20 protein-coding genes are annotated in these 19912 nt (G+C 46.9%); 2 read left to right on the top strand and 18 right to left on the bottom strand.

What is annotated here, in order from left to right:
• Positions 1–58: 58 nt before the first annotated feature.
• The 10 genes from NST70_RS04120 to NST70_RS04075 all read right to left on the bottom strand — a co-directional run bounded on the left by NST70_RS04120 (position 59) and on the right by NST70_RS04075 (position 9099).
• Entirely contained in the window at positions 59–388 is a 330-nt protein-coding gene (locus NST70_RS04120; RefSeq protein ID WP_014095842.1) for an EamA family transporter, read from the bottom strand.
• A complete protein-coding gene (locus NST70_RS04115; RefSeq protein ID WP_014095843.1) occupies positions 378–731 on the bottom strand; it encodes a DMT family transporter in 354 nt (117 codons plus the stop codon). The genes NST70_RS04120 and NST70_RS04115 overlap by 11 nt, the downstream gene beginning before the upstream one ends.
• A complete protein-coding gene (locus NST70_RS04110; RefSeq protein WP_035189111.1) occupies positions 724–2538 on the bottom strand; it encodes a DUF6020 family protein in 1815 nt (604 codons plus the stop codon). The genes NST70_RS04115 and NST70_RS04110 overlap by 8 nt, the downstream gene beginning before the upstream one ends.
• The gene (locus NST70_RS04105) at positions 2526–3473 is read right to left on the bottom strand and encodes a glycosyltransferase family 2 protein (protein WP_026684180.1); all 948 of its coding nucleotides are present in this window, start codon (positions 3471–3473) and stop codon (positions 2526–2528) included. Before NST70_RS04105 ends, NST70_RS04110 begins: the two co-directional genes overlap by 13 nt.
• Before the next feature lie 302 nt (positions 3474–3775).
• Positions 3776–4561 carry a phosphate ABC transporter ATP-binding protein PstB gene (gene pstB, locus NST70_RS04100; RefSeq protein WP_342475806.1) on the bottom strand — a complete coding sequence of 262 codons (786 nt, stop codon included), beginning with the start codon at positions 4559–4561 and terminating at the stop codon, positions 3776–3778.
• A gap of 27 nt (positions 4562–4588) precedes the next feature.
• Positions 4589–5410: a phosphate ABC transporter ATP-binding protein PstB gene (pstB, locus tag NST70_RS04095; RefSeq protein ID WP_235430828.1), complete on the bottom strand. Its 822-nt coding sequence runs from the start codon at positions 5408–5410 to the stop codon at positions 4589–4591.
• On the bottom strand, positions 5394–5759 hold the full coding sequence (locus tag NST70_RS04090; protein ID WP_017551686.1) for a hypothetical protein: 366 nt from the start codon (positions 5757–5759) through the stop codon (positions 5394–5396). The genes pstB (NST70_RS04095) and NST70_RS04090 overlap by 17 nt, the downstream gene beginning before the upstream one ends.
• Positions 5756–6640 carry a phosphate ABC transporter permease PstA gene (gene pstA, locus NST70_RS04085; protein ID WP_035189110.1) on the bottom strand — a complete coding sequence of 295 codons (885 nt, stop codon included), beginning with the start codon at positions 6638–6640 and terminating at the stop codon, positions 5756–5758. Before pstA ends, NST70_RS04090 begins: the two co-directional genes overlap by 4 nt.
• Positions 6637–7491 carry a phosphate ABC transporter permease subunit PstC gene (gene pstC, locus NST70_RS04080; protein WP_225621023.1) on the bottom strand — a complete coding sequence of 285 codons (855 nt, stop codon included), beginning with the start codon at positions 7489–7491 and terminating at the stop codon, positions 6637–6639. Before pstC ends, pstA begins: the two co-directional genes overlap by 4 nt.
• A gap of 720 nt (positions 7492–8211) precedes the next feature.
• A complete protein-coding gene (locus NST70_RS04075; RefSeq protein ID WP_035189109.1) occupies positions 8212–9099 on the bottom strand; it encodes a phosphate ABC transporter substrate-binding protein PstS family protein in 888 nt (295 codons plus the stop codon).
• A gap of 220 nt (positions 9100–9319) precedes the next feature.
• Here NST70_RS04075 and hemG point away from each other — a divergent pair, with 220 nt between their 5' ends.
• Positions 9320–10732: a protoporphyrinogen oxidase gene (hemG, locus tag NST70_RS04070; RefSeq protein WP_104851281.1), complete on the top strand. Its 1413-nt coding sequence runs from the start codon at positions 9320–9322 to the stop codon at positions 10730–10732.
• Positions 10733–10994: 262 nt separating this feature from the next.
• On the opposite strand, the gene NST70_RS04065 is transcribed toward hemG, so the two are convergent.
• From NST70_RS04065 to NST70_RS04055, 3 genes are read right to left on the bottom strand one after another with little or no spacing between them, the layout of a single operon-like run.
• Entirely contained in the window at positions 10995–12782 is a 1788-nt protein-coding gene (locus NST70_RS04065; RefSeq protein ID WP_342475803.1) for an ATP-binding protein, read from the bottom strand.
• Between the two features lie 17 nt (positions 12783–12799).
• Positions 12800–13492 (bottom strand): response regulator transcription factor, encoded by a 693-nt coding sequence (locus NST70_RS04060; protein WP_013858648.1) that lies wholly within the window; start codon positions 13490–13492, stop codon positions 12800–12802.
• A 33-nt stretch (positions 13493–13525) separates the two neighbouring features.
• The gene (locus NST70_RS04055) at positions 13526–13927 is read right to left on the bottom strand and encodes a DUF5316 family protein (protein ID WP_342475801.1); all 402 of its coding nucleotides are present in this window, start codon (positions 13925–13927) and stop codon (positions 13526–13528) included.
• A gap of 259 nt (positions 13928–14186) precedes the next feature.
• Between NST70_RS04055 and NST70_RS04050 the strand changes: the two genes are divergently transcribed.
• Positions 14187–14423: a 4Fe-4S binding protein gene (locus NST70_RS04050; protein ID WP_342475799.1), complete on the top strand. Its 237-nt coding sequence runs from the start codon at positions 14187–14189 to the stop codon at positions 14421–14423.
• 108 nt (positions 14424–14531) lie between these two features.
• On the opposite strand, the gene NST70_RS04045 is transcribed toward NST70_RS04050, so the two are convergent.
• The 5 genes from NST70_RS04045 to NST70_RS04025 form a co-directional block, all read right to left on the bottom strand.
• Positions 14532–15470: a siderophore ABC transporter substrate-binding protein gene (locus NST70_RS04045; RefSeq protein WP_342475797.1), complete on the bottom strand. Its 939-nt coding sequence runs from the start codon at positions 15468–15470 to the stop codon at positions 14532–14534.
• A gap of 14 nt (positions 15471–15484) precedes the next feature.
• Complete coding sequence (locus tag NST70_RS04040) at positions 15485–16243, bottom strand: ATP-binding cassette domain-containing protein (RefSeq protein ID WP_342475795.1); 759 nt, start codon at positions 16241–16243, stop codon at positions 15485–15487.
• Positions 16237–17187 carry an iron chelate uptake ABC transporter family permease subunit gene (locus NST70_RS04035; protein ID WP_277613376.1) on the bottom strand — a complete coding sequence of 317 codons (951 nt, stop codon included), beginning with the start codon at positions 17185–17187 and terminating at the stop codon, positions 16237–16239. Before NST70_RS04035 ends, NST70_RS04040 begins: the two co-directional genes overlap by 7 nt.
• A complete protein-coding gene (locus NST70_RS04030) occupies positions 17180–18130 on the bottom strand; it encodes an ABC transporter permease (RefSeq protein ID WP_035182202.1) in 951 nt (316 codons plus the stop codon). The genes NST70_RS04035 and NST70_RS04030 overlap by 8 nt, the downstream gene beginning before the upstream one ends.
• Before the next feature lie 312 nt (positions 18131–18442).
• On the bottom strand, positions 18443–19639 hold the full coding sequence (locus tag NST70_RS04025; RefSeq protein ID WP_225621021.1) for a PDZ domain-containing protein: 1197 nt from the start codon (positions 19637–19639) through the stop codon (positions 18443–18445).
• Positions 19640–19912 lie beyond the last annotated feature (273 nt).

Here is a 19912-nt window from a genome sequence, read left to right as displayed (position 1 = left end):
GATATTTCCACTATTCTAGAAAAAAATAAACCCAGCGTCAAGCAACTGGATTTAAAATCTACATGGTAAGGAAAAATGCCCCTGTAATGACGAGCAGAATCCCGAACCATTTTCTCTTGTTCATTTTTTCCGACAAAAAAAAGGAAGAGAGGATCAAGGTCCAAATATATGTAATGGAGGTTAATGGATATACAATCGTATACGGCATCATTTTCAGCAACTGAATATTCAGCAATGCCCCTAATACATAGAAAACACCGCCAATGCCAAGATTCAAAATGAAAAATCCGCTCAGCTTCAATCCTCTGGAAGTGCATTTTTTGAAAAAGAAGCCCCCCAATGACCCTAACAGCGTCATGCATAGAAGAAGTACAAGTTTAATCAGCATCCCCGCCCCCTATCAGCGCTGCCCCTGCAAAAATGATGCAAGTGCCGATGATTTTTAAAGGCGTCATATGTTCTCCCAAAAAAATGCTCCCCAGGAAAAGGGAAAAAATATACCCCATACTTAAAAGCGGGTGAAGGACAGAAAGATCCCCGAAACGAAACGCAACTATCATCAGCAATGCGCCGCAAAAATAGAGAAAGAAGCCGGTCACAAAGTATGCATCCAAAAAATGCCCGGACATTTTCCACAGCATCTGTCCGACAGAGGTGGAAAATGCCGCAAGCATAATCAGCAAAATGCCCGTTTTATTTTTACGGATCGATTGAAAAATAGAATTACCCATGGCTATCACGCTTTCTGCTTGTTAATGTTGCAAGGAAGAAAAACGGCACCGCCAGTAAAAAGTTTGGAAAAAAGTAGCGGATGTCCTGGGCCGGAATCGCCGCGAACATGGAACCGAGATTTAAAAACATCGGAACAGCCGCGAGCACAAACCGCCAGTTTCCTTTTAAAATGGCAGTAAACAAAAACAAAAGGATGAGATACAAATAGAACGCCGGCATCATAAGCACACGGAGCATCCCTTGTGAAAATGTCTGATTGATTTGCGTAATGCGCGACGAAAGTTTTGTATTCGCCAGATCTGATCCATAATCTTTATAATAGAACCATTTATAATGAACATGATATTTTTGCACATTCTTTTGGGTCATAAAATAAACGGGACGGTACTTCTCAAAATCCTTGTTCCGGAAAATCGGGCGGCGCAACTCTTCGCCGGAAATATACAGTTTCCACGAAAGCTTTTCCTGATCGTAAAAAGCTTCCAAAGCAAGTTTTGGATTTTGCCGGCATAGCGCGAACCACGTACTGAAAAAGGCTTTTTTATGGGATTTAATATACGCACGGTCAAAGTGCGGCGTAAACTTTATCCGATCAACGTCTGTCGGCTGATAATATTTTCTCCAATCCGGAATCGGCATCACCTGATTGATCACGGCTCTTTGGGCAGGCGTTATATGCCCGTTTTCCTTCACAATTCTTCCAATCTGCTGGTAAAGAATGGAATACGATTCCGTTTCATCAGCCGGAAGCACTTTGTAATGCTTGTAAACCGGGCCTGTCACAATTAGGAACGTAATGACCGCAAGCGCGAAAACGCCATACATATACAAATACCGTTTTCGCAGGAAAAAAAGAAAAATAACAATCGTTGCAAGCAGCACCGGCCAGCCGTTATGCCGGTAAAAAATGACACCGCAAACGGATAAGTACAAAAACAACAAATGGGAGAACGACCGCAGCCATTTGCCGTTCGAATCAATGATCTGGATCAGCATAACCGTAAACGCCAGCAGAAAATAACTGAACAACGTATCTTTCCAAATCACGACAGAATAAAGCGGGATAAGCGGCAAAAAGCAGAAAAACGCATACCCCAGCCATAAAACCGGCTTTTTGATCCTTAATTTTTCAAATACATAAAAGACGTATCCGGTAATCAGCGCTGTCAAGATGAACTGGAAAATCACATATGATGCCGGCGTATCCCATATGTGGGCCGTAAACTTAATGAGCCATGTCATCACAGCAGGATGCCAGTCATTGTAAAAAGTGGAGTGCGCCTGCTGCCACTGATTGACAGAATCAGCCATTAAAATGCCCGGATAAAAAGCCCAGAAGTACAGAAGGGAGATCAATAAAGGCAGGATTGAAAAATAAAGAATATGCCTCCTGGGAACATCCCCTTCTGCCCGGCTCTCTGTTAAAGAATACAGTATTTTGACCGCCAGCAGCATGGCAAATAGCAAAAACACAATCGTTGCAAGATAAATAAGGCAGTTTATCAAAAAGGGCTGGTGCGCCAGATGCTGCTGCGGCCCTTTTAAGGCAAATGTGACAATGACCGAGAGCACAAGGAAAAAAAGAAAAGAACCCCATTTTAAAGGGCGCTTCATCCGGCCAATATTCCAAAAAATGGCACCGTATGCCAGAAAGCTACCGGCCAGCGCGAAAAAAACCGGATACCAGCCGGGCACGCTTTTAAAAGAATAAGAAAAAAGCAGAAAACCGGGCCCTACCAAGATGCCGATCACTAAACTAAGTACCGCCTGCATGGTCTTTTGATGCGCAAACATTACCTGCTCCATTCCTTTTCTCTTTTTAATTCTTCGTAGACGGTGTGAAGCTCCATTTCATATTGCTTACGGGAGTGGCTGACAACCGTATCCAGAATGAGCGCACTGGCAAAAGAAAGCATGGCCATCAGGACAAGACCGACTGCCAGGATCGCTGACGGTACTTTTGTAATGTAATGGGTGTGGAAAAATTCCACAATAACCGGCACGCCCGCTACGAGCCCGAGAATAAGCAAAATGACTGCCCAAAATGTGAAAAATAGCATCGGTTTGTAATCTTTAAAAAGGGTAAAAATCGTTTTGATTACCTTCAGGCCGTCAGAAAAAGTGTTGAGTTTTGACTCGCTCCCTTCCGGACGATCGCGGTAGTCAATGGGAATTTCTTTGATTTTAAATCCTTTATCGAGCGAATGGATGCTCATCTCCGTTTCAATTTCAAAACCTTTGCTTACCACAGGAAAAGAACGTACAAACAAGCGGTTAAATGCACGGTATCCCGTCATAATATCCTGGATATTGCTTTTGTAAAGCTTGTTGATTAAACTTCTTACCAAATTGTTTCCCAGGTTATGAAAAGCCCGTTTATTTTCTTTTTCGTAAGTGCCGTTTGACAGCCTGTCCCCAATGGTCATATCGGCTTCGCCTGTTTTTAAAGGCTCTAACAATTGATGTACAAATTCAGCAGGATACGTATCATCCCCGTCTACCATTACATAGTAATCTGCATCAATTTCAAAGAACATGGCTCTTACGACATTGCCTTTTCCCTGGCGCGGTTCTTTTTTTACAATGGCCCCGTTTTCCCGGGCAATTTCATATGTACGATCCGTTGAATTATTATCATAAACATATATGTCCGCGTCAGGCAACTCTCTCTTAAAGTCCCGGATCACCTTTGCAATCGTCAGTTCTTCGTTATAACAAGGAACCAAGACGGCTGTTTTCATTGTTGCTCCTCCAAATCATTACTGATTTTATCATTCGCCATACAGTACTGAACTATTATAGCACGAGGAGAAATTTTAGTGAAAGAGTGTTTCAGGATTTTTCCGGATTTGCCGGGACCTTTTTTCCGTTTTGTTGCCATGGTTCCGCTCACCGGGTACACGAAAAGAACACGCTTCGTGAACGTGCTTTTTTTTGTGCATTTCAGGCTCAAGAAAACAGAAATGTCAGCTGCACGGTTGCCCTCTCAGCTGAACTTGAATGGAAAATGTGCTTTCCTTCACCTGTCAAGCGATGGAAAGGATTAGCCGAACCGTCCTGAAATATAGTCTTCTGTCTGCTTCGATGCAGGATTTGTAAACATTTTGGTTGTTTCAGCGAATTCCACCACCCTGCCATTCAAAAAGAAAGCGGTATGTCCGGACACGCGCATCGCCTGCTGCATATTATGGGTGACGATAATGATCGTGTATTGTGCTTTCAATTCGAGGATCAACTCCTCAATTTTTGCGGCCGATACCGGATCAAGTGCCGATGCCGGTTCGTCCATTAAAATAATGCCCGGTTCCACTGCGAGCACCCTTGCAAGCACAAGCCTTTGCTGCTGCCCGCCGGAAAGCCCCGTGGCAGAGGTGTGAAGGCGGTCTTTCACTTCATCCCACAGCGCAGCCTGCATCAAACATTTTTCTACGATTTCATCCAGCACATGCCGGTTTTTAACACCGTGGATGCGCGGACCGTACGCGACATTATCGTAAATGGACATCGGAAACGGATTCGGGCGCTGGAAGACCATGCCGACATTTTTTCTTAATTGGACAACATCCGTTTTTGGCGCATAAATATGTTCGTCTCCAATCGTAATATGGCCTTCCATTCGGGAACCGGGGATGTTGTCATTCATTCGGTTCAACGTCCGCAAAAACGTGGATTTTCCGCATCCGGACGGGCCGATCAGTGCTGTCACATGCTTTTTTGGAAATGCCAGATTGATATCGTAAAGGGCTTGAAAGTTTTTATAAAACACATTCACACGCTCAGCCCGGATAGCCGTTTGGTTATCTGCCCGTTTTTCCAATACTGCTGCCATTTTGCATTTCTCCTTTTCCACCGGGATTTAACCGAAAAAGCCGGATAAGTAGTCCCTTGTTTGTTGGTTTTCCGGTTTCGTAAACATTTTCGTCGTGTCCCCCGCTTCGATCAGTGCACCCATGTAAAAGAAGGCGGTTTTGTCGGAAATGCGGGCGGCCTGCTGCAAATTGTGCGTGACAATGGCAACGGTATAATCTTTTTTCAGTTCGAGCATCAGTTCCTCAATTTTACCGGTTGAGACCGGATCGAGCGCCGATGCCGGTTCATCAAGAAGCAGGACATCTGGGTTCATGGCGAGCGCCCTTGCGATACAGAGCCGCTGCTGTTGGCCGCCTGATAGGGCAAGCGCGGACGTATGCAGGCGGTCCTTCACTTCATCCCATAATGCAGCTTTTTTTAAGCTTTCTTCGACAATTTCTTCCAGCCATGCTTTTTTCTTCACGCCATGGTGCTTTGGGCCGAACGCGACATTTTCAAAAACCGATTTTGCGAACGGATTCGGGCGCTGGAACACCATGCCGATATGCTTTCGGATTTCAAAAACGTCCGCGCACGAAAGGGTGATGTCGGCTCCTTTATAAAAAATCCCGCCGGACATCCTGCAGCCTGCAATTTCATCATTCATGCGGTTCAGGCTCCGCAAAAAGGTGGATTTTCCGCATCCGGACGGGCCGATTAATGCCGTCACCTGATGTTCGGGAAACGCGAGGCTAACATTTTGGATCGCTGCTTTTTCCCCGTAAAAAACACTTAAATTTTTGGTTTCGATGATAATGTTCTGTGCTTCCGGCATCTGCCCAGGGATTTCAACCGCGGGTAGCACTATTTTTTCATTCCGTGCCAGCATCGATACTGCCATGGGTCATTCCTCCTTTTATTGTGAAATGATTCAGGTGGATCTGTTTTTTGTCTTGGCTAAAAGGAAACGTGTGCAAGCCTAGCGTTTGATACGGATGGCCGTTACCAGTTTTTGGACCGGTACATGCCCAACCTCTTATGGCGAACTCAACCGATTGTCGAGCTGTTTGCTTCTCATTCTCGCTAAGTAAAAACGAGCTATGATGCCAAACAGACGTAGCGTTGTTAGTTTTTGAACATCCCCACTTATCCGGTTGCGAAGCTGTTGCTTTTAATCCTGCCATGCACCGATTTGAAAGCAGGCACGGCACGTTTCCAAATGGATACGGTGCCTTCATTGCGAAGTCATCCGGTTGTGGAGCCATTTGCCGATAAACCTTGCTGAAAAATTAAAGATAAGCACAAACAGGATCAGCACTGCGGACGCGCCGCTTGATACGGACGCGGCATCCGGCATGAGGCCTTCCCCGTTGATTTTCCAAATGTGCACAGCCAATGTTTCAGCCGGGCGGAGCGGGTTCAGCGGAGAGTTCATGCTGAACGGGTTCCAGTTTGAAAAATCAAGATTCGGCGAGCTCATGCCTGCTGTATAAATTAGGGCTGCCGCTTCGCCGAAAACGCGCCCGGAGGCCAAAATAATCCCGGTGATGATCCCCGGCAACGCAGCCGGAAGCAGCACCGATTGAATCGTTTCCCATCTTGACACCCCAAGTGCAAGGCCTGCTTCCCGCTGCGCTGGCGAAATGGCACGGAGCGAATCTTCCACGACCCGGACCAGCAGCGGCAAATTGAAAAGCGCCAATGCAAACGCGCCGGACAAAATCGAAAATCCCCAGCCCATCGACAGGACAAAGAACAGAAAACCAAACAGCCCGACCACAATAGACGGAAGCGAAGACAACACTTCAATCGCCGTCCTGAGCAAATCCGTCAGCCGGTTTTTCCGTGCATACTCTGCCATATAAATACCTGCGCCAAGTGCGATTGGCATGCTGATCGCCATTGTCAACACGAGTAAATAAAAGGAATTGAACAACTGTGGCCCGATTCCCCCGCCTTCTTTAAAGGTTTGGGGAGGGGACGAAATGAATGACCAGCTAACGTGCGGCAGCCCTTTTACAAGAATGTATCCGACGAGCCCCGCAAGAATGGCGACGATAAACATGGCAATGAAGTAAAGAACGGATGTTGCGATACGGTCCGCCATTTTTGCTTTCATGATGCATCCCTCCTGCGGCCGATAAAACGGACGATGATGATAAAGACGAGCGACATGAGCAGCAGCACGAGCGCCAACGTCCAAAGCGCGTTATTTTCCACGCTTCCCATCACGGTATTGCCCATGCCCATCGTTAAAATGCTTGTTAAAGTGGATGCCGGTTCGAACAATGAACGGGGCATCACCGTTGCGTTGCCAATCACCATCTGCACCGCGAGCGCTTCGCCGAATGCCCGGGCCATCCCGAAAATAACAGCTGTTAACAGGCCCGGCCGCGCCGTCCGCAGCACTACTTTGTAAGTCGTTTGCCAGCGCGTCGCCCCAAGCGCAAGCGAGGCTTCCCGGAGCGAATCGGGCACAGCCCGGATTGCATCCACCGACAAACTCATCACAGTCGGCAAAATCATGACTGCAAGCACAATGGTTCCTGCCGCAATGCCAAAGCCGCTTCCTGATATATGTTCACGAAGAAAAGGAACGACGACGCTTAATCCAATAAATCCGTAAACAACCGACGGAATGCCGACAAGCAATTCGATGACCGGCTGCAACATTTTTTGCCCCCGTTTAGCGGAAATTTCCGTCATAAATACAGCCCCGCCGATTGCAAGCGGCGCACAGGCGATAGCGGCAAGAAATGTTACAGCAAAGGAACCGGTTATCATCGGCAAAGCGCCCGCAACCGGGTTTCCAGCAGCATCCTTTTTGCCCGGATTCCAGTCTTTTCCGGTGAAAAATTCTAGGACACTGGCGTGATGTTCAAAGAAAAGGGCAAGCCCTTTTGTTGCGACAAAAATAAAAATTGATGTGGCAACAACCGCCATCAAAGCAATGCAAATCAGTGTCATCATTTTCCCGCGCCGTTCTATTTTGATTTTCGAACGCGGCTTAGCTTTATTTTTGACAACCTGTTCTGTCCATTTGAGTGCATTTTCACTCACGTTGTTCAAATCCCCTTCCGGTTACGGTTTCTAAAAACGGGCATGGTTGCCGCTTTGATTTCCGGATGAATTTCTACTTTGCGAGCAACCTGCTTTGCCCGCTCGGCTGTTTGTGCTTTTACACGGTCTATCCTTTTCAGTTGCGGTTTTGAAAAAAGAGCATGGTTGCCGCTTGTTTGTCGAACTCATTTTGTTTTCGAACAACCTATTTTACCCGCTCGGCTGCTTGTGCTTTTACTTGGTCTATCCCTTTCAGTTGCGGTTTTGAAAAACGGGCATGGTTGCCACTTTGATTGCCGAACTCATTTCTGCCTTGCGAGCAACCTATTTTACCCGCTCGGCTGCTTGTGCTTTTACATGGTCTATCCTTTTCAGTTGCGGTTTTGAAAAACGGGCATGGTTGCCGCTTTGATTGCCGAACTCATTTCTGCTTTGCGAGCAACCCGCTCTGCCCGCTTGGCTGCTTGTGCTTTTACATGGTCTATCCTTTTCAGTTGCGGTTTTCAAAAAAGGACAAGACAAGCAGAAATGTGCCGCCGGACGTGCCCCGGATAACCGGAAACCGTATCGTTCTGGCGATCATTCTGCTGCTTGCATCAGTTTAGAGCTCCGCAAAGTTTTAAATCCACTTTATTTTGTTGTAACGTTTCCGCTTGCATCCCGTTCAACTTGCATTTTAGAAATAGGCATGTACCCGAGTTTCGGAACGAGGTTTTTTTGCACTTCATCCGAAAGCATGTAATCAATAAACTTTTTCGTTAAGCCTTTTGCCTTTCCTTTTGTGTACATATGTTCATAAGCCCAAATTTTCCATTTGTTTGTTTTGACGTTCTCTTCTGTCGGTTCAACGCCGTCCACTTTTAAAGCTTTGACTTTATTGTTCATATAAGAGAATGCGAGATAGCTGATAGCCCCCGGTGTTTCGTTGACAATTTTTTGCACAGTGCCCGAAGAGTCCTGTTCCTGCGCTTTCACTGCAGTAGCGCCATCTAAAGCCTGTTTTTCAAAGACGGCCCGTGTGCCAGATCCTTCCGCACGATTGATCACAACGATTTTTAGGTCTTTTCCGCCGACTTCTTTCCAGTTTTTAATTTTTCCAGTGAAGATGCCGATCAGCTGCTGTTTTGTCAGGTTATCGACGCCGATATCCTGATTTGCAACCGGCGCAAATCCGACAACCGCAACTTTATGGTCCGTAATTTTGCTTGCGTCAATGCCGTCTTTTTCCTCGGCAAAAACGTCAGAATTCCCTATTTGGACAGCGCCTTCCGCAACTTTGCTCAGGCCGGTTCCGCTGCCGCCGCCCTGTACGTTAATGGTTGCTTCAGGATGATCATTCATATATTGTGTCGCGGCTTCCTGCACGAGCGGCTGGAGTGCGGTTGAACCGACGGCCGTGATGCTTTCCTGTTTTGCGCCCTTGCCGGATACTGTCGTCTCTTTTGCGTTCCCGCACCCAGCTGCAATCACTGCGAAAATCGTGAATAAGCCAAATACCGCTGCAAACTTTTTCTTCATTTTTTTGCCCCCTGTTTTTTATTGGCTTGCTCCTTGCACTTTTAAAGATAATCGTGCGGTATTAAGCAGATATGAATGGAATGTTAAGAGTTTGTAAAGATGATAGAACCAGGTGTAAGATTTTAAAGGGTGATTGTCACATTTTAGGCAAAAACATAAAAAATAGAAGAAACCGGTTTGTTTATAATAGAAGTAACAGAGGCTGAACGGAGGTATAAAATTGAAATCGGTCGTGATCATTGGCGGGGGCATTACGGGCCTTACCGCATTGTACGAGCTTCATAAACAGATCGAAAAAACAGGGGCACAGGTATCCTTGGCCCTTGTGGAAGAAAATCCGGAAGCTGGCGGAAAGCTCCGTACCGTCCGGAAAGAGGGTTTTATTATGGAAACGGGCGCGGATTCAATCGTTGCCCGCAAAAAAGGGGTAGCCGGGTTTTTGAAAGAACTTGGACTTGAAAATCGGATTCGCCACAATGCTACCGGCATCTCGTATCTTTACCGGGAAGATGGGTTAAAACCGATTCCGCGAGAGGCAGTGTTTGGCATTCCGGCAAGTTTGGATGCCCTTTTTGGCAGCGAACTTGTTTCAACGAAAGGGAAACTGGCAGCGCTGAAAGATTTGTTTACGAAAAACCATTCTTTTACAAAAGACAGTTCAGCCGGAGAATTTTTGGAGGCTTTTTTCGGCAAAGAACTGGTGGAGAAACAAATTGCGCCGGTGCTGTCCGGCGTTTACTCCGGCAATTTGTATGAACTGACATTGGCGACAACAATGCCGTTTCTTGTCGATTATAAAAATCGGTATGGCAGCATTATGAAGGGTTTGTCCGAACATAAGCAAACTTTCTTGTCTCCTGAGAAGAAAAAATTTGTATCGTTTAAAAACGGTTTGTCCGAACTGGCTAGCCGCCTCGAGGAAAAGGCAGCGGGTGCTGACATTATAAAAGGGGTAAAAGCAGTTGCGCTTGAACGGCACGAAAAAGGCTATACTGTTGTATTGTCGGACGAGCGCAGGCTTAAAGCAGATGTGGTGGTGCTTGCCGTACCGCATGCTGCAGCGAAGAAACTGCTTGCGAACCCTGCTTTGGATGAGGAATGGGATCAGTTTAAGGCCGCTTCGGTGATCACCGTTTATCTTGGTTTTGACGTGCCGGATGCAGTCTTGCCGAAAGACGGGACAGGTTTTATTGTTTCCGGCGGAAGCGGGCTCGTTTGCAATGCCTGCACATGGACAAGCCGGAAATGGCCACACACGTCGAAAAATGGACGCCTGCTGTTGCGCTTGTTTTATAAAGACGCGGATACCGCACTGTTTAACCGGCTGAATGCGATGGATCAGGAGGGGCTGATTGAAACGGCACTGAAAGATGTGCGGCAGGCGCTCGGGATAAGTGCACAGCCAGTGGCAGCGGAAGTGACAAAATGGCTGGGCAAGATGCCGAAGTACGATTTGCACCACCGGCAGAGGGTAGAGGCGCTAACCAAAAAGCTGTCAGCAAGCGACCCGAACGTGGTGCTCGCCGGTTGCTCTTACTACGGCGTAGGCATCGCCGATTGCATCATGAATGGAAAAGAAACGGCGGGAAAGGTAATGGAAAAACTAAGGGAGCAGGGCAGTTTAAATGTGTAAATCATGTATTGCCGAATGGACAAAATTTGCAGTTCGCCCCCTTTTGTCCTTCATCCCGCTTATGAAGGACATTTCTGACTGCAGTTCGCCCCCTATTGTCCTTTCATCCCGCTTATGAAGGACATTTCAGCCTGCGGTTCGCCTCCTTTTGTCCTTCATCCCGCTTATGAAGGACATTTCGGTCCGCAGCTCTTGCTTTTTTGTCTTTCATCCCGCTTATGAACACCTCCCATATCCGCAAAAAGCAACAGGCCGGGCACTTTTAAACAGCGTCCGGCCTGGTTTGCGTCCGTGGCAGGGTGACTATAAAGGTGCTGCCTTTTCCTTCCTCGCTTTCCACTCGGATCTTGCCATGGTACGATTCAACAAGATGCTTAACGATTGCAAGACCGAGCCCGGTGCCGCCGGACTGCCTTGACCGGGCTTTATCGACCCGGTAAAACCGTTCAAAGATGCGCGGCAAATCCCTTTCAGAAATGCCAATGCCTGTATCGCTTACAATCAAGTCCAGCTCATTTTCCCTTTCGATCAGGCTGATTTCAATCCTGCCTTTATCCGGCGTATAAGCAATCGCGTTCGTAACCAAATTCAACAGGATTTGGCGGAGCCGGTCTTTGTCTGCTTCCATCATGACGTGCCGCTTTTGTGGCAGCACAAGTTCCAGCTGTTTCTTTTCTATTCTTTTCCGCATCGTTTGGACGGTCTCTGCGACAACATCCACCACATTGAGCTGTTCCATTTTCAACGGAATGCGGTGCTGCTCAATCCTGGACAAATCGAGAATGTCGGAAATGAGCCGGTGCAGCCGGTCAGACTCGTCATAGATGATCTTTAAAAATTCCCTGAGTGTCGCTTCATCATACATGGCACCGTCTAATAACGTTTCCGCAAATCCTTTGACAGAGGTGACAGGCGTTTTCAATTCGTGGGAGACATTTGCAACAAACTCGCTGCGGATCTGCTCAAGTCGTCTCGTTTCTGTTACGTCGTGCAGGACCGCCACAACGCCGCGCAGCTCTCCGCTCTCCCCGACATATGGCGCAATATGGGCATCGAGAATGCGCTCTTTCGGGTAATAAAGATGGACCTCGTCCCGAAACCGTTCACCCGTTTTTAATGAACGATCGATCAGCTGGCTGAGCCCGAAACTTTTTCCCGCTTCGATATGGCGCTTTCCAATCAATTCGCCGGACGACAAACCCGTCATTTCTTCCATTGCCCGGTTCACAAGCATGATCCGCCCCGATGTCTGAATAAGCATGACCCCGCTGTCCATATTTTCCAATACGGCGGTCAGCTGCTGCTCGTTTTCATCAATCTCGTTCATTTGCTGCTTTAAGTTATGGGCAAGATTATTAATGGCTTTTGTCAGCTGCCGCAATTCCCCGCTTGCATTGACACGGACACGGCTGTCATAATCTTTTTCAATCAGGCGGTTGCTAACCTCAATGCTCGCTTCAATCGGGCGCGTAAATTTCCGTGCCAGCACATAGCTGATCCAGCCGGAAATGAGGAAGGCCACCGCCATTGCAAGCCCGAGGCTGAACCACAATCCTTTTAGCACAGCATCAATCCGGTTAAGCGCAATGGAGGTCCGGATGACTGCGATAACTTTCCCATTTTCTTTTACCGGATTTGCGACATACATCATATTGTACCCGAGCGTATGGCTTGAGCGGATGGACTCACCGCTTGCTTTATGCTGCCTTATAACCTGCCTGAATTCCGGTCGGTTTGCGTGATTTTCCATCTTTGCCGGATCATCGTCCGAATCTGCGAGCACTTTCCCGTTTGTATCAATGATGGTAATACGCGGTTCGTGGTTGGAATAATAATGCCGGACTTTTCCTTGCAGTACATCCGGCTTGTCTTTGAATGTTTGCGGACGGATCGTTTTCATCAGTAGATCTGCATCCTGGGAAAGCTGCGTGCGCGCCATGTCCATATATGTATGTTGAATCATATCAGCAACGAAAAAACCGATAGCCAGCAATACGGCGGCCAAAATCGATAAAAATGCAATAAAAATGCGGATCCATAATTTATTCATTGCATAGCCCTTTCCTGCTACATCACTTCCATTTTATAGCCAAAACCCCTGACTGTTTTAATATATTGCGGCTGTTTCGTATCTTCTTCCATTTTTTCGCGAAGGTGGCTGATGTGTACGTCGACGATTCTTGTATCACCCGCAAAATCGAAATTCCAAACAGCATTAAGCAGCTGGTCGCGACTTAACACTTTTCCTGCATGGTTTGCCAAATACAAAAGCAATTCGAATTCTTTCGGGGTCAGCTCCAGTTTTTTCTCTTTAAAATAGGCTTCGAATTGTTCCGGTAAAATGCGCAGGTCGCCCACTTTTATCGCCTCAGCGGTTTCTTCTTCTGTTTTTGTTTCTGCCCGCCGCAGGATCGCTTTCACACGTGCCACCACTTCCCGCGGGCTGAACGGTTTTGTAATATAATCATCTGCCCCGAGTTCAAGGCCGAGAATTTTATCCAGTTCATCACTTTTAGCTGTCAGCATTAAAATGGGCGTATTGATTTTCCCAAGCCGCAACTGCTTGCAAACGTCCATGCCGTCCATGCCCGGAAGCATCAGATCGAGAATAATGACATCAAGTTTTTCTTTCCTTGCTGTATCATATCCCTCGTTTCCGTCACTGGCAGTCAGCACTTCAAAACCGGCCTGCTCAAGATTAAATTTTAAAAGGGTCACAATGGATGGTTCATCATCCACAACCAAAACTTTTTTAGCCATCTGTTATAGCCCCGCTCCCCGACTTGTTTTTCTTCATTGTATCGTGCCTGCTTTTCCATTGTAAAGCTGGATCTCAAGCATTCCACGCGCGGCCGGGAAATATGTAAATGTTAAGCGTACATTTGGATGAGAAATCCCACCAGTACGGTAATCAGATTCGGCAATCCGAACAGGAAAAATAGCATCGTCAGGCTGATTTGTTTCAGAAAAATAGTTTGCCCGCGTCTCCATGCCGCCCACAAACGCCCCCATCGTGATGCCGGAGAATACAATTCCAATTGCTGCCGCTATCCCGTAGAGCCAATAGGTTTTTGAAAAATCCCCGGTAAAAAGCCCCGCAATGATGCCAATCGCAGCAATGATTATTCCGATTATAAAAGCATATGCCTTCAATTTTGCCCCCTCCGTTTCTTTATTGTTATATTCAGCCTTCATCGTAAAATGTCCTGCTTTTAAGAAGCTTGTTGTTTCGTTTTTTTCCGCAATATGCCGATATGCAGAGAGTTTTGATTGAAAGATTCGTACCATTTTGTTATATTAAAAATGATCGTTAAAAGATAAAGCATGGACGCCCGGCTTCGAATATTGCGTATTGTCACCCCGCCAGCCCGGGATGCCCAGCTGGCAAAATGGATGTATATAAGCGCAACGCTAGACGGATATTATTACATATAGGAAAAAGGTGATCTGGAAAATGGCATTTGTAATTACCCAACCGTGCATCGGTGAAAAAGCGGCCGAATGCGTGGATGTATGCCCCGTGGATTGTATTACCGAGGGGGAAGACCAGTATTTTATCGACCCGGATATTTGCATCGATTGCGGCGCTTGTCAGGCAGTTTGTCCGGTAGAAGCCATATATCATGAAGAAGAACTGGAAGAAGCGGATATGGCCTTTTTGGAAAAAGCGCGCAAATTTTATGCAGAGTGAAAAAAAACCCCCGCATCATGCGGGGGTTTTTTTGAAATTGGGCTTTGACATATTCGAGTCGGTAGCCCTCCGATTCGTCCGTTTTTTTGAAATTGGCTTTTGAATGACTTAATCGATCGCGTTCTGAACTTCCTTCACCATTTCGGATACGGAGACGAGCCCGCCACCGGAAAGGTACCAGTAACCCGGGTCAAGATAAACGATATGTTTGTTCTTGTAAGCATTCGTTTTCTTGACAAGGTCGTTTTCGATGACGCTCTTTGCGTTTCCGCCCTGCCCAATGGCTGCATCGCGATCAATGACAAACAAATAGTCGGGATTGGTTTTCACGATATATTCAAATGACACATTCTGCCCGTGAATGGATGCTTTAATGTTTTTGTCCGCAGCCGGTACACCAAATACGTCGTGTATGAGGCCAAACCGTGAACCCGGTCCGAACGCGCTCACTTTTCCGCCGGTCGTCAGGACAATCAACGCTTTGCCGTTCACTTTTTCCGCTTTTGCATGCAGGCTGTTGATTGAATCATCAATATCGGCCAATTGCTTTTTCACGGCATTTTCTTTATTGAAAATTTTGCCGAGCGTTTCCATATTCTGTTTAAAGGAATCCATATACTTCGTTGGATCCAGCCCCATATAAACCGTCGGGGCAATTTTCTTAAATTCCTTGTAGTTGTCCCGCTGCCTGCCGGAAATGATGATCAGGTCCGGATGGATTTCACTGATCTTGTCAAAATCCGGTTCCATGACGCCGCCGACATTTTCATACTTGCTGCTTTTGTATTTTTTCAAATATGACGGAAGATTGTCCTGCGGCACACCTGTCACTTTAATGCCCAACTTATCCATCGAATCCAGCACACCAAAGTCAAACACGACGACTTTCTTTGGGTTTTCCGTGACTTTCGTGGTTCCAAGTTCATGCTTTACAGTTATTTTCTTTGATGAGGCACTGCTACCCCCGGCGCTTTCTTTCGTTCCGCACCCGGCAGCAAATACTGCTAACAACAAAATCATGACTCCGGCCAAATAGCGCTTTCTCATCTCAAATCCCCTTTTCATCCATAATATAAGCAAAACTTATTTTGACAGTAATCCTGAATTTGAATATCCATATCGTAAATTTCCTTTAAAACAGAAGGGCGAATGATGTCATCCGTTTTCCCCTGTTTTACGATTTTCCCGCCTTTCATCGCCACAATGTAATCGGAATAAAACGAGGCGAAATTAATGTCGTGAATGACAATTAAAACGGTTTTGCCCAGCTCATCGGCAAGCTTGCGCAACACTTTCATAATCTGGACCGAATGTTTCATGTCAAGATTATTTAACGGTTCATCAAGCAAAATATACTCCGTGTTCTGGGCCAGCACCATTGCGATGTATGCGCGCTGCCGCTGCCCGCCGCTCAGTTCATCCAGGTACTGGTTCTCATATTCTTCCAGTTCCATATAGGCAATCGCTTTATCAATCATTTTTTGATCCGAATCCGTGAGCCGTCCTTCTGAATGCGGAAAGCGCCCGAATGCGACAAGTTCCCTTACTGTCAGCCGGATGTTCATATGATTGGACTGCTTCAGGATGGATATTTTTTTCGCCAGCTTTTTACTGTTTGTACGGCTGACGGCCTCCCCGTCTATGTATACATCCCCTTCATCCGAAAATTCAAGCCGGCTGATGATCGAAAGCAAGGTGCTTTTTCCGGCACCATTTGGCCCGATAAAAGAAGTGATTTTTCCCTTTGGAATTTTAACAGACACATGATCAATGACCTTCTTGCTCCCGTAGCTTTTTAAGACATTCATCACATTTACCATGCGCGACTCTCCTTTAAAAGTAAGTAAATAAAATAGATGCCCCCGGCAAAATTGATGATGACGCTGAGCGGAACAGAGAACTGGAAGACTCTTTCCACAAGCAGCTGCCCTCCTGTCAGGAAGACGACGCTGATCAGCATCGCACCCGGTATAAGGATTGTATGCCGGTATGTATCAAAAAATTGATAAGCGACGTTGACAACGAGCAGGCCAAGGAATGTGATCGGCCCGACCAACGCCGTCGAGACGGAGACAAGGATGACGACAATCAAAAGCAGATGCCGCACTACCCGGTTATAATCGACACCAAGGTTGACCGCCTGATCCCGCCCGAGCAGCATCACATCCATAAACTTGGCAAAACGCAGATAATACAACCCGCACAATACAACAAGCACAAAAGAAACCCACAGCAAATGGACATTCACATTGTTGAAGCTGGCAAACATTTTATCCTGCAGCACCTGAAACTCATTCGGATCGATCAGCATTTGCATAAAAGAAGTGAAACTGCCGAATAAAGTGCCAAAAATCATCCCGATCAAAAGCAGAAAATACATATTTTGCCTGCCCCGGCGAAGAATTAAGTGGAACAAAACGGCAGAAAACAGCACCATCGCCACGAGTGAAACCACAAAATTGACATGGCTCTGCATCATCGTTAGCGTTTTGGCTCCCATTGCGAAAACGACCGCCGTCTGGATCATGAGATAAAGGGAATCCAGCCCGAGTACGTTCGGCGTTAAAATGCGGTTGTTTGTAATCGTCTGAAAAATAAGGCTTGAAAAGGCAATCGCACAGCCGGTCAGGATGATGGCGAAAATTTTCCGGATTCTTGAAGGGATAATATAGTTGAAATCCCAGTAAGATCCGATGCAAATATACGCTGCAATGAGGCCCGCTGCGATTGCGGCAAGCATAAGCAGTTTTGAACGACTATGCATAAGCGTGTCTCCTCAGCAGCAAATATACAAAAATGCCACTCCCGATGATGCCGGCTGTTAAACTGATCGGCACTTCATATGGATAAATGACAAGGCGCCCCAAAATATCGCAAAATAGCAGGAACACTGCCCCAAGCAGCGCCGTCACCGTAATGCTTTTTTTCATATGGTCGCCACGGTAAATGGACACAATATTTGGAATAATTAAGCCCAGAAACGGGATGGTGCCGACTGTCAGTACAGTTGCCGAAGTAATCAGCGCGACAAGGGCAAGGCCGATATTGACCACCTGCTTGTAATTCAGGCCAAGGTTTTTGGCAAAATCTTCCCCCATGCCGGCGACCGTAAACCGGTTTGCGAACACATACGCGACCAAAACGGCGGGAACTGCTAAATAAAGCATCTCGTACTTTCCTTTCAGCACGCCTGAAAAATCGCCTTGCAGCCATGAGGACAGGCTCTGGATTAAATCGAATTTATACGCAAAGAAAGTCGATACAGAGCTTACGATATTGCCAAACATCAGCCCGACAAGCGGGATGAAAATCGTATCGTTCCATTTAATCCGGCCCAGTATTTTCATGAACAGCAAGGTGCCAGCCAGAGCAAAGCAAAAAGCAACCGCAATTTTGATCAGCGGGCTTGCCGCCGAAAACAGGATGATCGCAACTAAAATGCCGAGCCGGGCACAGTCCATCGTGCCGGCTGTCGTCGGGGAGACAAATTTATTTCTCGTCAACTGCTGCATCACAAGGCCGCAGATGCTCATGCCCATGCCTGCAATGATGATGCTGATCAGACGCGGCAGGCGGCTTGCCAGCAAAATTTCCGTCTGCTCCCTGCTTAAATGGAGCATATCCGCCGGTCTGATATTTTCTGCGCCGATGAAAATTGAAATGATGGACAGGACGGCAAGCAGGGGCACTAAATATCTTTTTTTCATTCCATTCGTACTCCCCCGTTTCTTTTGTCAGCTCGTTGTAATTGATTTTCATTATCAATTATAATTATATTGATAGTGAGAATCATTGTCAATTAAGTTTTCAATATTTTTAACGTGTTTTCCATAGAAAACAGGTTTTGAATTTTGACAGATAGAATTGCAAGGATCATAGTCAACGAAAAACGCAACCGGCCTTTTGAAATCGCCTCCGTACGAGATGGTCAGTGACAAACGCAATTGTGGTTACGATGTGTCGATGAAAAAAGCGGCGGGACCTCCTTTTGGAAGTTTCCGCCGCTTTCTATTTTCCGGTCATCCCGCCTGGTCCGGATCCCAGTTGATGTTATTTTCTACGGTCAATATGCCAAGTTCATGATGCTCGCCTTCATAAAGCGCGCCCTGGGCAAAGCGCATTTCCCCGTTCGTATCGATGACTTCAAGTTTGCAATAAGCCGGGCTTTTCTGTAGGGCACGGTAAAATTCATCCGTATTGCGAACGGGCTCGCCGTTGCATTTGGAAATCACTTCACCGATGGAAAGCCCCATTTTCTCCGCTTTTGAACCCGGTATGATCCCTAAAACGATCATGCCGTTGTTCTGCTGTGTAAAATAATACGGTGCGTTGTTTTCACGCATCCGGTGGCGAATGGAGATCCATGCTCTCGCGACAATGGCAAAAACGGCTGCTACTGCAGGAAAATAAGGAAAATAGAGCCCTGCTGCTCCGATTGCGGTCGTCATGATGCCCGCCCAAATAACCCAGGTCCCGATCCGCTTCAATGCAGATTGCGGTAAAGTGCTCTGGATTTGGTGCTGGAAACCGATTAAAAACGGGACAAGCACCAGTGAAAACGTATGTCCACCCCAGTTCACAACAGGCCACCATGAAGCGGTGACCGAAAGCGGGCCTGCGGGCAGAAAACAAACGACCGGCACAAGCCAGAGTTTTTTGGCCACAAATGCACCGACATTCAAACCGCGCCGGCTTTTCCGCAGTTTCGGGGAAACATGCTTCGTGCCGCTTGTCCTCAGCAGCACGCCTTCCGCTAACAAAAGAAGACCTGCTAAAATGGAGAGCCCGGCAACCATCGCATCGGTTGTGCCGCTCATCCAATCCGGCAGTTGAACCGGCAGCCATGTGAAAACAAAAAACAGGAGTACCGGTATGCCCAAGGTAAATGCCGGTGAGAGAAACCGGAATTGGCCTACGAGCGAAAATAAAATCGTCGCAGCCGCCACCGCAGCAAGAACAGGCCATGACACTTCAACCCCCGCCGCCACTGAGAGAGCGGAAAGGATCAACCCGCATATGAGCCCGGCAGGAAATAAAGACCGCAGTTCAAGCGATCCTTTATAAATCCTGATATGAAAATCGTTTCTTTCCCGCTTCACTCTTGCCGCACCAGAAACGAGCGCGAGCAACAGCGCATAATAGAATATCGGATGGAGAAAAAATCTTCCGATGCCTTTTAACACTTCAATGAGCCAAATCTGTTCCAACCGAAACACCATCCCCCGCACGTACCTATTTGTAGTATTATTTTAGCAGATTTTGGCGAAAAGCGCTTCGAAATTCCGGATTTTGTATGTGTCAAGTTTTTCAGCGATAGGGATATGTACCAAGTTTTTCGCGACAGGGGTTTAAAATCGGGTATTCTAAGACGCTCTTTTTGTACACTTTTGGCTACCGCGCTATGCTTGCTTTCCTGGCTCAGGAGGAAGCTGCCCCGAAGTGACGTAATATTTCTGTATAAAGATGGATAACAGGGGTGTTAATGCGCG

It is taken from the genome of Weizmannia sp. FSL K6-0777, assembly GCF_038593185.1.
GTDB lineage: Bacteria > Bacillota > Bacilli > Bacillales > Bacillaceae_C > Weizmannia > Weizmannia faecalis.
Note: the sequence above shows the minus strand (reverse complement) of the source record. Positions and strands in the feature narration are given on the sequence as shown.

Coding starts and splice junctions, on each gene's coding strand:
- NST70_RS04120 (WP_014095842.1), bottom strand. CDS start 388: ATGCTGATTAAACTTGTACTTCTTCTATGCATGACGCTGTTAGGGTCA.
- NST70_RS04115 (WP_014095843.1), bottom strand. CDS start 731: ATGGGTAATTCTATTTTTCAATCGATCCGTAAAAATAAAACGGGCATT.
- NST70_RS04110 (WP_035189111.1), bottom strand. CDS start 2,538: ATGGAGCAGGTAATGTTTGCGCATCAAAAGACCATGCAGGCGGTACTT.
- NST70_RS04105 (WP_026684180.1), bottom strand. CDS start 3,473: ATGAAAACAGCCGTCTTGGTTCCTTGTTATAACGAAGAACTGACGATT.
- pstB (WP_342475806.1), bottom strand. CDS start 4,561: ATGGCAGCAGTATTGGAAAAACGGGCAGATAACCAAACGGCTATCCGG.
- pstB (WP_235430828.1), bottom strand. CDS start 5,410: ATGCTGGCACGGAATGAAAAAATAGTGCTACCCGCGGTTGAAATCCCT.
- NST70_RS04090 (WP_017551686.1), bottom strand. CDS start 5,759: ATGAAGGCACCGTATCCATTTGGAAACGTGCCGTGCCTGCTTTCAAAT.
- pstA (WP_035189110.1), bottom strand. CDS start 6,640: ATGAAAGCAAAAATGGCGGACCGTATCGCAACATCCGTTCTTTACTTC.
- pstC (WP_225621023.1), bottom strand. CDS start 7,491: ATGATGACACTGATTTGCATTGCTTTGATGGCGGTTGTTGCCACATCA.
- NST70_RS04075 (WP_035189109.1), bottom strand. CDS start 9,099: ATGAAGAAAAAGTTTGCAGCGGTATTTGGCTTATTCACGATTTTCGCA.
- NST70_RS04065 (WP_342475803.1), bottom strand. CDS start 12,782: ATGAATAAATTATGGATCCGCATTTTTATTGCATTTTTATCGATTTTG.
- NST70_RS04060 (WP_013858648.1), bottom strand. CDS start 13,492: ATGGCTAAAAAAGTTTTGGTTGTGGATGATGAACCATCCATTGTGACC.
- NST70_RS04055 (WP_342475801.1), bottom strand. CDS start 13,927: ATGAAGGCTGAATATAACAATAAAGAAACGGAGGGGGCAAAATTGAAG.
- NST70_RS04050 (WP_342475799.1), top strand. CDS start 14,187: ATGGCATTTGTAATTACCCAACCGTGCATCGGTGAAAAAGCGGCCGAA.
- NST70_RS04045 (WP_342475797.1), bottom strand. CDS start 15,470: ATGAGAAAGCGCTATTTGGCCGGAGTCATGATTTTGTTGTTAGCAGTA.
- NST70_RS04040 (WP_342475795.1), bottom strand. CDS start 16,243: ATGGTAAATGTGATGAATGTCTTAAAAAGCTACGGGAGCAAGAAGGTC.
- NST70_RS04035 (WP_277613376.1), bottom strand. CDS start 17,187: ATGCATAGTCGTTCAAAACTGCTTATGCTTGCCGCAATCGCAGCGGGC.
- NST70_RS04030 (WP_035182202.1), bottom strand. CDS start 18,130: ATGAAAAAAAGATATTTAGTGCCCCTGCTTGCCGTCCTGTCCATCATT.